13 protein-coding genes are annotated in these 14,111 nt (G+C 69.9%); 3 read left to right on the top strand and 10 right to left on the bottom strand.

All coding sequences use genetic code 11. The features are described 5' to 3' along the window. Window positions 1-9: 9 nt before the first annotated feature. Window positions 10-1,977: a hypothetical protein gene (locus ACZ6YV_RS31850; RefSeq protein ID WP_465513143.1), complete on the bottom strand. Its 1,968-nt coding sequence runs from the start codon at window positions 1,975-1,977 to the stop codon at window positions 10-12. 154 nt (window positions 1,978-2,131) lie between these two features. Continuing rightward, window positions 2,132-2,593, bottom strand: coding sequence for a tRNA (cytidine(34)-2'-O)-methyltransferase (locus tag ACZ6YV_RS31845; protein WP_465513142.1), 462 nt, complete (start codon window positions 2,591-2,593; stop codon window positions 2,132-2,134). A 111-nt stretch (window positions 2,594-2,704) separates the two neighbouring features. On the opposite strand from ACZ6YV_RS31845, the gene ACZ6YV_RS31840 reads away from it, so the two are divergent. Beyond that, the gene (locus ACZ6YV_RS31840; RefSeq protein WP_465513141.1) at window positions 2,705-4,300 is read left to right on the top strand and encodes an alkaline phosphatase D family protein; all 1,596 of its coding nucleotides are present in this window, start codon (window positions 2,705-2,707) and stop codon (window positions 4,298-4,300) included. Here the strand turns inward: ACZ6YV_RS31840 and ACZ6YV_RS31835 are convergent. From ACZ6YV_RS31835 to ACZ6YV_RS31810, 6 genes are all read right to left on the bottom strand, one after another. Then, a complete protein-coding gene (locus ACZ6YV_RS31835; RefSeq protein WP_465513140.1) occupies window positions 4,288-4,719 on the bottom strand; it encodes an acyl-CoA thioesterase in 432 nt (143 codons plus the stop codon). The genes ACZ6YV_RS31840 and ACZ6YV_RS31835 overlap by 13 nt on opposite strands. Window positions 4,720-4,777: 58 nt before the next feature. Then, window positions 4,778-6,064 (bottom strand): alpha/beta hydrolase family protein, encoded by a 1,287-nt coding sequence (locus ACZ6YV_RS31830; RefSeq protein WP_465513139.1) that lies wholly within the window; start codon window positions 6,062-6,064, stop codon window positions 4,778-4,780. A 101-nt stretch (window positions 6,065-6,165) separates the two neighbouring features. After that, window positions 6,166-7,107: a TAXI family TRAP transporter solute-binding subunit gene (locus ACZ6YV_RS31825; protein WP_465513138.1), complete on the bottom strand. Its 942-nt coding sequence runs from the start codon at window positions 7,105-7,107 to the stop codon at window positions 6,166-6,168. Continuing rightward, window positions 7,104-8,507, bottom strand: coding sequence for a sensor histidine kinase (locus tag ACZ6YV_RS31820; protein ID WP_465513137.1), 1,404 nt, complete (start codon window positions 8,505-8,507; stop codon window positions 7,104-7,106). Before ACZ6YV_RS31820 ends, ACZ6YV_RS31825 begins: the two co-directional genes overlap by 4 nt. 3 nt (window positions 8,508-8,510) lie before the next feature. Continuing rightward, window positions 8,511-9,173 carry a response regulator transcription factor gene (locus ACZ6YV_RS31815; RefSeq protein WP_465513136.1) on the bottom strand — a complete coding sequence of 221 codons (663 nt, stop codon included), beginning with the start codon at window positions 9,171-9,173 and terminating at the stop codon, window positions 8,511-8,513. A gap of 16 nt (window positions 9,174-9,189) precedes the next feature. Next, window positions 9,190-10,542, bottom strand: coding sequence for an MFS transporter (locus ACZ6YV_RS31810; RefSeq protein ID WP_465513135.1), 1,353 nt, complete (start codon window positions 10,540-10,542; stop codon window positions 9,190-9,192). A gap of 191 nt (window positions 10,543-10,733) precedes the next feature. Here ACZ6YV_RS31810 and fabG point away from each other — a divergent pair, with 191 nt between their 5' ends. Beyond that, on the top strand, window positions 10,734-11,438 hold the full coding sequence (gene fabG / locus ACZ6YV_RS31805) for a 3-oxoacyl-ACP reductase FabG (protein WP_465513134.1): 705 nt from the start codon (window positions 10,734-10,736) through the stop codon (window positions 11,436-11,438). Between the two features lie 49 nt (window positions 11,439-11,487). Then, window positions 11,488-12,255 (top strand): enoyl-ACP reductase FabI, encoded by a 768-nt coding sequence (gene fabI, locus ACZ6YV_RS31800; RefSeq protein ID WP_465513133.1) that lies wholly within the window; start codon window positions 11,488-11,490, stop codon window positions 12,253-12,255. 207 nt (window positions 12,256-12,462) lie between these two features. Here fabI and ACZ6YV_RS31795 read toward each other — a convergent pair whose 3' ends face one another. After that, window positions 12,463-12,867, bottom strand: a complete 405-nt coding sequence (locus ACZ6YV_RS31795) for a nuclear transport factor 2 family protein (protein ID WP_465513132.1) — start codon at window positions 12,865-12,867, stop codon at window positions 12,463-12,465. Between the two features lie 8 nt (window positions 12,868-12,875). After that, entirely contained in the window at window positions 12,876-14,057 is a 1,182-nt protein-coding gene (locus ACZ6YV_RS31790; protein ID WP_465513131.1) for a Cmx/CmrA family chloramphenicol efflux MFS transporter, read from the bottom strand. Window positions 14,058-14,111: the final 54 nt, after the last annotated feature.

The following is a 14,111-nucleotide window of genomic DNA, read 5'->3' as shown; positions in this document are numbered from 1 at the left end:
CGGGTTCGGCTACCGGATGAGCACCGCGCTCCCGGTGGCCGGCCAGCGCACCGCGTGCACCTGCCCGGCGCTGTTGTCGGACGAGCCGACGATGTCACCGAGGGCGTTGATGCCGTTGGCCTTGGTCCGGTGTCCGCCGGGCAGCGAAGGCAGTTCGGTCACCGTTCCGTCCGGGGTCCAGCGCAGCGCCTGTCCCGGGGCTCCGGCGACGCCGAATTCGTACGAGCCCGACACGACCCCGGCGTCGCTGATCCCGGTCGCCTCGCCACGCGAGGTGCCTTCGGGGAGGGACAGCTTGCTGATCCGGCCGTCGGGGCTCCACCGGACCGGGTGCTCCCCGGAATAGCCGACGACGTCGCCACGATCGTTGAGCGCGACGGCACGGGTGTGCTCCTCGCCGGGCAAGCCCGGCAGTTCGGTCACCGTTCCGTCCGGATCCCAGCGGACCACGTGGTCGGTGGTCTCGTTGCGGATTCCGGAACTTCCGATGATCACCCCGCGGTTGTTGATCGCCTTCGCGGCGCCACCGACGTGGCCGGGCAGGAGGGGCAAGAGGCTCGGCGTCCCGTCCGCGGCCCACCGCGTCGGCTGTGAGCTGCCGCGCCGGGAGCTCGCGCTGCCGACGATCACACCGCTGTCGTTGATCCCCGAAGCGCGTGAGCGGTGCGTGTGGAACTCCGGCTCCTTGAGGGCCGTCATGGTTCCGTCCCGGTCCCAGCGGATCGCGCGGTCCTTGTTCAGCTTCTTGTTGTCGGTACCCACGATGACGCCGTGAGCGTTGATGGCGTCGGCCTCCAGGGTGTTCGAGCCGGGGGAGAGGTCGGTGAGGACACCGCCCGGTGTCCAGGTGACGGGGTGCGTCATGCCCTCCGGCGGGAGGGACTGGCCGATGGCCTGTCCGTGGACGTTGATCGCGAAGGCCTCCGCGCGGTCGCCCCCGGGGAACGAACGGCTCAGATCGATGGCCTTGTCCGGTGCCGTCCACTGCGCGGCGTGCCGCCCACGCGCGGAGGTTCGTTCGGATTCGCCGACCACGATGCCGCGGGCGTTGATCGCCGCACCTGTGCTCTGGTCGTGTCCTGGCAGGCTGCCGAGGTCGGTGACGGTGCCTCGGGCGTCCCACACGACGGCGGTGTGGTGACCACTTCCGATGCTGGAGTGACCGGTGACGACGCCGGAGTCGTTGATCGCCTCGGCGCTGCCCCCTGGGTGCTCGGGGTGGAGGTAGGGCAGGGGCGTGGCGGTGCCGTTCACGGCCCAGCGCACGGGGTGGGCGCCGGAGCTTCCGACGACGACACCGGCGTTGTTGACGCCTTCGGCCGAACCGCGGTCGTCACCAGGCAGCGGGGCCAGCTTGACCACCGTGCCGTCGGGGTTCCAGCGCACGGCCTGGGTCCCGGAGGTCCCGACGACCACGCCCGCGTCGTTGATCGCCGCGGCCGAGGATCGGGAGTCCCCTGGCGCCAGTGCGAGCAACGTCATGACGCCTTTCGCGTCCCACCGCGCCGCGCGCTCGACAGGCGGGCTGCCGATCGCGACGGTGCCGGCCACGACTCCGCCGGTGTTGACTGCGGTGGCCTCCGAGTGCCCGTAGCGATCGGGAGTGCTCAACTCGGTGAAGGAACCGTCCGGATGCCAGAGCACGGGCCGCCGGACGGACAGGTCGTCATAGGCCGAACCGGCGATGAACCCCTTCGCGTTGATCGCCCGCGCTTCCGTCATGCGGTGCGTGCTCGGCACCGCGAGCGGGACCACCGCGCCGTCGGCGTTCCAGCGTGTGGCGATCGCCCCGCCGGCGGCGGTGCTGTGGACGCCGGCCATGGTGCCGGTGTCGTTGATCCCGGTGACGCGGCTGTCGCTGTCGACGGGGAACGTGCCGAGATCGACGACCGGCACCGGGTCACCCGCCGCCTCCTGCGCGCCGCCGAGTAAAAGGACCGAGATCAACCCGCACAGCAAGAACTTTCCCCGCGCCACGTGAACCCCTCCCGATTCGCCCGAGTCGGAGTATGGCGAAACGCGGGCAGTGCCGGGAACCGCTGATCGGACGCGGGCACACTCGTCCGCCCGTACTTCGTTCGAGTTCTCACAAATCCTTTGTGGAGATAGGAAACCGTCGATCCACAAAGGATCAGGGAGCGGCGAAACCGTTCTGCCGCCAAGCCTCGTAGACGCTGATCGCCGCGGTGTTCGACAGGTTCAGCGAACGGCTCGACGGCAGCATCGGCAGCCGCACCCGATCGGTCACCTGCGGGGACTCCTGGATCTCACGAGGCAACCCCGCCGACTCCGGTCCGAACATCAGCACGTCCCCGGGCTCGTACGCGACGTCGGTGTGCAGCCGCGTCGCCGAGGCGCTGAACGCGAAGACCCGGGCGGGCAGCAGGGCCGTCCACGCCGCGTCGAGATCCGCGTGGACGTGGACGCGCGCGAGGTCGTGGTAGTCGAGCCCGGCACGCCGCAGCTGCTTGTCCTCCAGTGTGAAACCGAGCGGTTCCACCAGATGGAGTTCACAGCCGGTGTTCGCGGTCAAGCGGATCGCGTTACCCGTGTTGGGCGGGATTTCGGGGCGGTAGAACAGGATGCGGAACACGAGGGTTGATCGTCTTTCGTTCACGGGCGGTTCGCCTGAGCGCGGCCGGGCGGCCATCAAGCCGGACAAGCATGAGGCCCGCCCGTGACCATCCCACCACAGGAGGGCTTCATGCCTTCGCTCCCTCACCCCCTGTCGCGGCGTCGCTTCCTCGGATACGGCTCCGCCGGCGCGGCCGCCGTCCTGCTGGGGACCGGTGCCTGGAACGCCGCCGGTGCGATGCCGCTCGCTAGCGGTGCCGGAAACCCGTTCACCCTCGGCGTCGCGTCGGGTGACCCGCTGCCCGGCGGCGTCGTGCTCTGGACCAGGCTCGCGCCGAAGCCCTACGAGGCCGACGGCTTCGGCGGCATGCCGCCGAAGCCGGTCCGCGTCGAGTACGAAGTCTCGCTCGACGAGCGTTTCCGCGCCGTGATCCGCCGCGGCTCCGCGGTCGCCACGCCCGAACTCGGCCACACCGTGCACCCCGAGATCCACGGGCTCGCGCCGGACCACGAGTACTTCTACCGCTTCCGCACCGGCGGCGTGATCTCGCCGGTCGGCCGCACCCGGACGGCGCCCGTCGCGTGGTCTTCGCCGCGTGAGCTGAACTTCGCGTTCGCGTCCTGCCAGAACTGGGAGGCGGGGCACTTCACCGCGTACGACCACATGGCGGCCGAGGACCTCGACCTGGTCGTGCACCTGGGCGACTACCTCTACGAAAGCGGCGTCACGGGCGTCGGCCGCGGGACACCGGTGGGGCCGCAGTTCAAGGGCGAGACCTTCGACCTGGCCCGCTACCGGCTGCAGTACGCGCTCTACAAGTCCGAGGCGCCGCTGATGGCCGCGCACGCCGCCTTCCCGTGGATCCACGTCAACGACGACCACGAGGTGGAGAACAACTGGGCGGGCGACCACTCCCAGGCCGACAACGAGCCCGACCAGGACCCGGTGGTGTTCCGCCAGCGCCGTGCCCAGGCCTTCCAGGCGATGTACGAGCACCTGCCGTACCGCATCGCCCAGCTGCCGAAGGGGCCGGACGCGCGGCTTCACCGCCGCCTGAGCTACGGCACTCTCGCCGACTTCACCATGCTCGACACCCGCCAGTACCGCGACGACCAGCCCTGTGGCGACGGTCAGTCGGCGAACTGCACCGAGCGGTTCGACGAGGAGCGCACCCTGCTCGGCTCGGAACAGCGGAAGTGGCTGCTCGACGGCTTCTCCCGGTCCCACGCGCGGTGGCAGATCCTGGGCAACCAGGCACCGATGGGCCAGACCGACACCGACGCGGGCGAACCGACGAACGTGTACCTCGACCCGTGGGACGGCTACGTCGCCGACCGCGACCGGGTGCTCGCCGCGGCGCAGGACCGGGGCGTGCGGAACCTGGTGGTCATCACCGGCGACAGGCACCAGAACTACGCCTGGGACCTCAAACGGAACTTCGGCGACCCGGGTTCGCCCACCGTCGCGAGCGAGTTCGTCGGGACGTCGATCACCAGCGGCGGCAACGGCGCCGACATGACACCCGCGGGGGAGAACCTGCTGAAGGCCAACCCGCACATGAAGTTCTTCAACAACCAGCGCGGGTACGTCCGGGTCAACGTCAACCGGCACCGCTGGCGGAGCGACTTCCGGGTGGTCCCGTTTGTGAACACCCCCGGCGCGCCGATCAGCACGCGGGCCAGCTACGTCGTCGAAGACCGGCGCCCCGGCGTTCAGTCCGCCTGAGCGGGCAGGAAGGCGGCGTACTCCTCGCGTACCGACGCGGGCGGCGCCGCCTTCTTGAGCGTCGCCGGATCGACGAAGACGTAGCGGGTCTTCACTTCCGTGCACACGTCGCCGTCACGGATGATCTCGAAGTCGACGATGAGCGACGTGGTGCCGAGGTGGTTCAGGAACACGGCCACGACCAGTTCGTCGTCGTAGCGGCAAGGCGCACGGTAGCGGAGGTTCGACTCGGCGACGACGACGTCCACCCCGCGGGCCAGCGCCGCCTCATGGGAACCGAAGAGCGCTCTCTCCACCTCGAACATGGCCATGTCGACGTAGGCGAGGTAGTTCGCGTTGAACACGATGCCCTGTCCGTCGCACTCGTGGTAGCGCACGCGCAGCGGCATCTCGACGATCGGTTTCCGTGGCTCGGTCACGTTTTCCAACCTACTTGAGGGGCCCTTCCCCGGGCTGGGGAAGGGCCCCTCACCAGGCTCAGTCGATGAAGTCGATGTTCGGATAGCGCGGCGACTCACCGTCGAACAGCCGCCGGTCACGGCCCTTCAGGTGCAGATCGAAGAACGCCCCGATGTAGTCCCGTTGTGCGGTCAGCGACCGCTTCGGGTCGATGGTGCCGATGGCCGCCTTCCGCTTCTCCGGTGTCACCAGCGCGCCGAGCTGCGGCACGACGATCTGCAGATCGCTGTAGGCCATATGCGTGGTGCCGCCGCTCAGGAGCAGGTCCCGCTTCCAGCCTCGCTGGTTGGCCCAGAAGTCCGCCCAGCTGCGGTCGAATTCGGGCTGACGGTGCGTGTGCGCGAGCGGCTTCCCGTCCGGGCCGATACCCTCGGCGCCCATCAGCATGAACGGCCGGTCCAGGCCGCGTTTCGTGACTTCGCCCGGGATGTAGGCACTGCCAGGGGGAAAGCCGAACGCCGTCGCCATCGAGCCGTCCAGATTGATCCCGGCGTCGACCCGCCGGTCGTGGACCATCGTCTCGCCGGCGGTGAACCCGCCGTAGGAATGTCCGTAAGCACCGACCTTGGACAGATCGAGCGACCAGCCGAGCCCACGGGGCAGCCGTCGCTTCTCCGCGTCGGGGTTCTCGCCCCGGGTGATCCTGGTGAGCTGGTCGAGGACGAACCGGCTGTCGCCGACCCGCACGTCGAGCGCCTTCTTCATGAACTCGGGACCCTCGCCCGGCGGAAGCGCCTTTTCGAGCCGGCCGCCGGGGAACTCGACGGCCATGCTCTCGAAGGTGTGCGAGAGCGAGACCACCACGTAGCCGCGGCTCGCCAGGTCGTCGACGATCGCCGAGTACGTCTCCCGAGGTGCACCGAAGCCGGGAGAGAAGAGCACGACCGGCTTCGGTGCGCCCGGCGCGACCGGGACGCCGATCTCGGCCCGTCGCTTCGCCGAGGCCCAGTCGATGGAACCGACCGGGATATCGAGGTCGTTCTTGTCCGCCATGGACTGGTCGACGACGGCGCTCATGCCGGGCGTGAGCCACGGTGCCCGCGGCCCGTCGGCGAACCGGTCCGCCGGATAGGTGACGGTGACCATGACCTCCCGGCGCTGCTCCGGCTTCCACGGATCCGGGCGGGAGCTGTCGACGAGGTGGAGGTCGGTGGTGCCGAGGTCGTAGTGGCCGGTGAGGGCCGGTGCGGTGAGCTTGGCCTGGTCGGCCGCGGCGGCGGGGGCCGCCGTGGCGAGGCCGCCCGCGAGCGCGAGGCCCGCGAGCAGCGCCGAACCCCGCACCACCCTGGTGTGTCTGGATGACACTGCTGGAGTCCTTCCGGATCGGGGCGGCCGGGTGGGCCGCCTGTTTCCGACCTTGGCAGCGCTTCCGCGCTACGCGCATCAATCTGAAGATTGAGCCGGGCTCACCCGTGAAGGGCACGGTAGGCGGACGCGGCTCCGGGATGCAGCGGTACCTGTCCGGTCCCGATCAGTGTCCGGACGTCGAGGAACTGCGTCCCGACGGCGGGGGCCGGGACGAGATCGGCGGCGTGCCCGGCCAGTACCCGTGCGACGGCGGCCGCGGCGTCGTCAGGCAGGGAGGGCGCCGCCAGCAGCAGGTTCGCGACGCCGATCGTCCGCAGTTCGCCGACTCCCTGATAGGCCTGGGCCGGGACGTGGACCTGGTCGTACACCGGGCCGTAGCCCGCGCGCAGGGCGGGAAGGTGGGTGTCGAGGGGGAGGAGCGTGATCGGGGTGGTCCGGTTCAGTTCGGTGAGCGCGGGCGTGGGGATCCCGCCGGACCAGAACAGCGCGTCGACCTCGTGCGCCACCAGCGCGTTGATCGCCTCCCCGAGCAGGAGGTTCTTCGCGTGCACCGGGATTTCCGCGCGGGCGAACAGCCGGGTGCTGAACACCGCGACGCCGGATCCGTTCGCGCCCATCGCCACCGGCCGCCCGGCCAGGTCGGCGAGCGACCGCACGCGGCCGTCCGCGCGGACCACGGCCTGGTGGTAGTTCTCGTAGACGCGGCCGATGGCCGAGAACGAGATCGGCACGGAGAACGGCTCGGCCCCGGTGAAGGCGGACTCGGCGACGTCGCCGAGGACGAGCCCGAGATCGGCTCGGCCGTCCCGCAGCCGCCGCAGGTTCTCGACACTGGCCTCGGTCGCGACGGCCGTCGCGCGCAGCCGCGGTTCCATCCGGTTCAGCTGCTGGGCCAGCAGCTCCGCGAAGGCGAGATAGAAACCGCCGCTCTCGCCCGCCGCGATGACGATCTCACGTTCGGGGCCCTGGTAGCCCGCCGTCGAACAGCCCGCGAGCGTGGCGAGCCCGGCGAGTAGCGCGGTACGCCTGGTGACGGTCATGGTGTGTCCCCTGACGCGAGCGGGAGTTCGACGCGGACTTCGAGTCCGTGCGGTGCAGCCTCGCGCAGTTCGAGCTTCCCGCCCCGGGCGAGTACGTGCTGGCTCGCGATCGCGAGCCCGAGTCCCGTCCCGCGCGGCGCGCCGTCGCCTCCGGCACGCCAGAACCGTTCGGTCGCGCGTTCCCGGTCCTCTGTGGACAGACCAGGACCGTTGTCTGCCACGAAGACCGTGGCTGTCGTGCCGCCGGTTTCGTAGCCGGTGGTGATGGTGGCGCCCTGACCGGCGTAGTGCACCGCGTTGTCCAGCAGGACATCGAGCACTTGGGCCAGCTCGCTTTCCGAGCACCGCACGGGCACCGGTTCGTCGTGGCCCTCCGACGCCGCGAGGTGGACTCCCGCGTCGTCGGCCGAGGGACGCCACGCGTCGACCCGTTCGGCCAGCACCGCCGGGAGGTCGCAGGGTTCGTCGCCGGATTCGCCCGCGGCGAGCCGGGTCGCGGCGCTTTCGGCGAGTGCCAGTGCGAGCAACCCGTCGAGCAGGGACTCCAGGCGTTCGACCTCCGCTACTGCCGCCCGGTACGCCCGCTGGCCGTCGCCGTCGACCTGCGCGGCCAGGGAATCCACCCGCAACCGCAAGGCCGCCATGGGATTGCGCAGCTGGTGCGACGCGTCGCCGACGAGCCGGCGCTGCTGTTCGGACGCCTCGACGACGGCGTCGGACATCCGGTTGAAGGACGTCGCGAGCGAGCGCAGCTCGCGGGGCCCAGCCCGGTCCGGAACTTGCGCGCGATGTCCCTCGGTCACCGCCTGCACGCCGGTCTCCAGTTCGTGCAGCGGCCGCACCATCCAGCGCGCCAGCAGGACCGCGAGCAGCACGAACACCGCCGCGACCAGCACCGCGCCCGCCACGATCGCCGCCCAGCGGGCGGTGACGTCGGCCGCCGCCGTCGTGACCGAAGCCCGCAGCACGACGACCCCGGCCACCCGGGTGCCGGTGCCGACAGGACGGGCGAAGTAGACCGGATCCGTCGACCACGGGCTCAGCTGTTCGGGTCCTTTGGCGGGCTGGTTGCGCAGCGCGGACTCGACGAGCGAACGCACGACGGGCTCCGCGGCCGTCATTCCGCCGGTTTCGACCAATGGCATCCCGCGTGCGTCGACCACCACGACGGCTTCGCTGTATAACGACGAATACCGCGCGGCGTCGACGGTCAACGTGGTCGGGTCATCGGCGTCGACGGCCTGCTGGGCGAGGACGACGAACCGGTCGACGTCGGCGTTGCGGGCGATGACCAGCTGCTGGGTCCGCTGCGCGGCGGTCGATCCGAACAGTGGGATCGCGAACGCGGCGACCACGGTCAGCGCGAGCGCGACGAGGACGACCAGCAGCCGGGTGCGCACCGGTCAGTCCCGGCCGAGGCGGTAGCCGAAACCCCGGATCGTGGTCAGCAGCCCCGGCCTGTCGAGTTTCGCGCGCAGCTGGGTCAGGTGCACGTCGAGCGAACGGGAGACGGCGAGATACGCGTCGCCCCAGACCTCGTCCATCAGCTGCTGGCGGCTCACCGCGGTGCCCGGGCGGGTGGCGAGCACGGCCAGCACGGCGAATTCCTTCGCGGTGAGCCCGATGTCGGTCCCGGCCACGAGCACCCGCCGTGCGCCGAGGTCGATCTCGACGTCGTCGACGCGGACGACGCCGTCCTGAGGCGCCGCGGAGACGGCGGCGCGCCGGACGACCGCGTCCATCCTGGCCAGCAGTTCGGCGAGGCGGACCGGTTTGGTCAGGTAGTCGTCCGCGCCCAGCCGCAGCCCGCGGACCACGGTGCGCTCGTCCCCGCTCGCGGTGAGGACGAGCACCGGCACCGGTGACACCTGGCGAACCTTCCTGAGCACGTCGAGCCCGTGCATGTCGGGCAGGTTCAGATCCAGCAGGATCACGTCGGCCTCGCGATGCCTGTGCAGCCCGTCGCTGCCCCGGAGCACATGGGAGACGGTGTGGCCGCGCGTTTGCAGCGCTTCGGCGATCGCGTCGGCGACACCGGTGTCGTCCTCGACGAGCAGCACCCGCACGGCCACACCTTCCCGCCTAGCCTTCGCGGCCGGACACCGGCTCGGACTGCTTCTTCTTGTCGAGCTCGGAGGTCTTCGACGTTTCCCGCATTGTGCCGTACACGATGAGCGACACCAGGACACAGCCCGCGACGTAGTAGAAGAACACCGATTCGTGGCCCGCTCCCTTCAGCGCCTGCGCGATCAGCTCGGCGGTGCCGCCGAAGATCGCCACGGTCAGCGCGTAGGGGAGACCGACACCGATCGCGCGGATCTTCGTCGGGAACAGCTCGGCCTTCACGATCGCGTTGATCGAGGTGTATCCGGTGACGATCACCAGCCCGGCCAGCATCAGCAGGAACGCGAGCACGGGCTCCTTCGTCCCGCCCATCAGCGTCATGATCGGGACGGTCAGCAGCGTGCCGGCGATCCCGAAGACCATCAGCAGCGGACGGCGGCCGATGCGGTCGGACAGTTTGCCCGCGAACGGCTGCAGGATCGCGGCGACGAGGATCGCGCAGAACAGGATCAGCGTGACCGTCCGGCGCGGGATGCCCGCGGTGTTCTCCATGAACTTCTGGCTGTAGGTGGCGAAGGTGTAGAACGACACCGTGCCGCCGAGGGTGAGGCCGACGACCAGCGCGATCTCCTTGGGGTACTTGGCCAGCGCGCGCAGCGTGCCCTTGTCGCCCGCGTCCTTGCCGGTGCCGGACGTCTTGGCCTCCTCGAAGCTGGCCGACTCGTCCATCCCGCGGCGCAGGATCATCACCACGACCGCGGCGAGCGCGCCGACGACGAACGCGATCCGCCAGCCCCACGAGGTCAGCTGCTGCTCGGTGAGGATGGCCTGCAGCAGTAGCTGGAGGCCGAGCGCCAGCAGCTGGCCGCCGTACAGCGTCACGTACTGGAAGCTGGAGTAGAACCCGCGTTTGCCGGGGGTGGCGACCTCGGACAGGTAGGTCGCGGAGGTCGAATACTCGCCACCGACCGACAGGCCCTGGATGAGCCGGGCCACCAGCAGCAGGATCGGCGCGGCGATCCCGATCGTGGCGTAGGTCGGGGTCAGCGCGATCATCAGCGACCCGGCCGCCATCAACGTGACGGAAAGCACGAGTGCGCTTCGTCGCCCGAACCGGTCGGCGAACCGGCCCAGCATCCAGCCGCCGAGTGGCCGCATGAGGAATCCGACGGCGAACACCGCCGCCGTGCCGAGGAAGGCCGCCGTCGTGTCCTTGGTGGGGAAGAAGGACTTGGCGAAGTACGTGGTGAAGGCGGCGTAGGCGTACCAGTCGTACCACTCGACCAGGTTGCCGATGGAGCCGCGCAGCACGTTGCCGACGACTCGCCTCTCGCTTACGGGCGGCGACGCTTCACCGATCCGGGTTGTCATCTTTGACCTCCTGTGTTCCGGCTCACGGTGAACAATCCGTGACGGCAGGGCAAGGTTTCGGCCCGGTTCCTAACATCCGCTTAGGACGGTCGCGGTTACCCGGAGGTAGGGGTGGCGCGGCTCCGGCGGGTCCCGGGTGAGCCGATAGCCTCAGTGCGGTCACGGACGAAGACGAGGCGAGGAGAGCTGAAGTGGGACGGTCGGTACTGGTCACCGGCGGCAACCGCGGCATCGGTTTGGCGATCGCGAAGGACCTCGCGGCGCAGGGACACAAGGTCGCGATCACGCACCGCGGTTCCGGAGCGCCCGAAGGCCTCTTCGGGGTGGAGGCCGACGTCACCGACGCCGAGCAGATCGACGCCGCCTTCAAGCTCGTCGAGGAGCACCAGGGCCCTGTCGAGGTCCTCGTCGCGAACGCCGGCATGACCGATGACACCCTGCTCATGCGCATGAGCGAGGAGCAGTTCACCCGCGTGGTGGACGCCAACCTCACCGGCGCCTACCGGGTCGCCAAGCGCGCCTCCCGCGGCATGCTCCGCGGCAAGTGGGGCCGCTACATCTTCATCTCGTCCGTCGTCGGGCTCACCGGGTCGGCCGGTCAGGTCAACTACGCGGCGAGCAAGGCCGGTCTCGTCGGTCTCGCCCGTTCGCTCGCGCGTGAGCTGGGCTCCCGCAACATCACCTCGAACGTCATCGCGCCGGGCTTCGTCGCCACGGACATGACCGACGAACTCGGCGAGGACCGCAAGAAGGAGATCCTCGCCCAGGTCCCCTCCGGCCGGTACGCCGAGCCGTCGGAGATCGCCGCCGCCGTCCGCTACCTCGCCTCCGAAGAGGCCGGCTACGTCAACGGCGCGGTGCTGCCTGTCGACGGCGGCCTCGGCATGGGCCACTGACTTCCCCGTTTTCCCGTACTGATCGAAACCACTCCGGACTGGAGGTCCCGTGCCAGGACTGCTCGAAGGCAAGCGCCTGCTGATCACCGGCGTCATCACCGACGCCTCGCTCGCGTTCCACGCGGCCAAGATCGCGCAGCAGGAGGGCGCGAAGGTCGTGCTCACCGGCTTCGGCAGGCTGTCGCTCGTCGAGCGCATCGCCAAGCGTCTCCCCGAAGAGGCGCCGGTGCTGGAGCTGGACGTCACCAACCAGGAACACCTCGACTCGCTCGCCGACCGCGTCCGTGAGCACGTCGACGGGCTCGACGGCGTGCTGCACTCGATCGGGTTCGCCCCGCAGTCCTGCCTCGGCGCGCCGTTCCTGGACGCGCCCAGCGAGGACGTGAAGGTGGCCGTCGACGTCTCGGCGTACTCCTTCAAGTCCCTTGCCGTCGCGACCCTGCCGCTGCTCTCACCCGGCTCGTCGATCGTCGGCATGGACTTCGACGCGCGCGTCGCGTGGCCCGTCTACAACTGGATGGGCGTGGCGAAGGCCGCGCTGGAGTCGGTGAACCGCTACCTGGCGCGCGACCTCGGCCCGAAGGGCATCCGGGTCAACCTGGTCAGCGCCGGTCCGATGAAGACCATGGCGGCGAAGTCGATCCCCGGTTTCTCCGAGCTGGAAGAGGGCTGGGGCGACCGCGCGCCGCTCGGCTGGGACAGCTCCGACCCGGACCCGACGGCGAAGTCCGTCTGCGCCGTGCTGTCGGACTGGCTGCCCGCCACGACCGGCTCGATGATCATGGTCGACGGCGGAGTGCACGCCCTCGGCATCTAGTTTCGTAAGCACGTGAAGGCCCTTCTTCCCTCGGCCCAGCCGAAGGAAGGGGGCCTCACGCGTGTCAGGCGGGCAGGCGGCGGTGAGCGGTGGGCTGGGTTGGTCGTGAGTGGCAAGTGTCGTTCTAACCCCACTTACCACTCACGACCACCTGGACCGAACGGCCATCGCCGCGCGGACACGCGGCCTAGCCGACCTCTCGACGCGTCAGGGGAGGACGGCGTTGGCGACGTTCCAGGAGTCCTCGAGCAGCAGGTACTTGGTGATCAGGCCGTCGTCGTTCACCTCGAACTCGATGGTGAACGCGGTCTCGATGACCTTGCCGGTGCTGCGGATGGTCGAACGGAGACGGCCGATCGCGACCGCGTGCGGCCCGTCGGCGAGCACGCGTTCGACGTCGAACCGGTCCTTGATGAGGCCCTTGTCGAGCAAGTCGTAGAACTCGCGGATCTCCGCCGGGTTGCGGCGCGGGCCGATCCACGGGACCAGCTCCGTCGCGCCGGGGATGTCCCAGGCGACGTTGTCGGCGAAGAGTTCCGAGGCGCCGTCAGTATCCCCTGTGGACATTCGACGGAAGAACTCGTCGAGAGTCGTTCGGGTTCGGTCGGACATGATTCTCCTTACTGGGTAACAGGTTCACGAAGCAAGCGGGTGTCGTCGGTGCGCTGGACACCGGCGGCGAAGGTGAGCGCGAGCACGGTGGCGGCCCCGAGTCCGACGCTCACCCACGCGACGCTGGGATAGCCGAGACCGGCGTCGATCGACTCGCCGCCGAGCCAGGGACCGACGGTGTTGCCGACGTTGAAGGCGGCGGTCGTGCTCGCGCCGACGAGCGTGGGCGCGTTGCCCGCCACGGCGAAGGCGCGGACGTTCAGGGCCGGATTGATCCCGAATCCGGCGACGCCGAACAGGAACACGGCGAAGATCGCGACCGGCGTCGCCGGGCCGGAGAGCGCGAGCAGCACCAGGGCGAGCAAGGCGACGGCGAGGCCTCCGTAGAGGGTGGCGAAGGGCTTCGCGTCGGCGAGCCGCCCGCCGACCGTGATACCGACCAGTGCGCCGAGCCCGAACAGCGACAGCACTCCGGGCACCCAGCTTTCCGGCAGCCCGGCGACTTCGGTCAGCAACGGGGCGAGGTAGCTGAAGGTCGCGAAGATCATCGCCTGCGCGAGCGCGATCACGCCCAGCGCCAGCCAGAACCGGCCCCCGCGGTAGAGCCGCAGTTCGGTCGCGACATCCGTTTTCGCGCTGCCGTCCTGGGTTTCCGGGACGAAGGCGAAGACACCGACCAACGCGATGACGGTCAGCACCGTGACCGCCCAGAAGGCCGCCCGCCAGCCCGCGTGCTGGCCGAGGAAGGTCCCGGCGGGCACCCCGGCGATGTTCGCGACGGTGAGCCCGCCGACCAGGATGGCCATCGCGCGGCCACGGCGTTCCACCGGGACCAGTGCGACGGCGGTGGCCGCCGAGACCGCCCAGAACCCGGCGCAGGCGACGGCACTGACGACGCGGGTCGCGAAGAGCAGGGCGTACCCGGACCCCAGCGCGCCGACGACGTGCGAGATCCCGAAAACGACGAGCAGGGTCATCAGGGTGGCGCGCCTTGGCACCCTCAGCGTCGCGATCGCGAGCAGGGGAGCGCCGACCACCATGCCGATCGCGAAGGCCGAGATGAGCAGCCCGGCCTCCGGGATGCCGACGTTCAGGTCGGCCGCCATCCCCGGCAGCAGGCCGGTGATCATGAACTCGGACGTGCCGAGCGCGAACACGCTCAGTCCGAGTACGCAGACTGCCAAAGGCACGGGGCTTCCTTCCGGTTTTGTATTGATCGGTCCAAAATGTGGGCAGCGTTGCGC

This window comes from Amycolatopsis sp. NPDC102522 (assembly GCF_055584485.1).
This window is presented reverse-complemented; position numbering and strand designations above follow the sequence as displayed.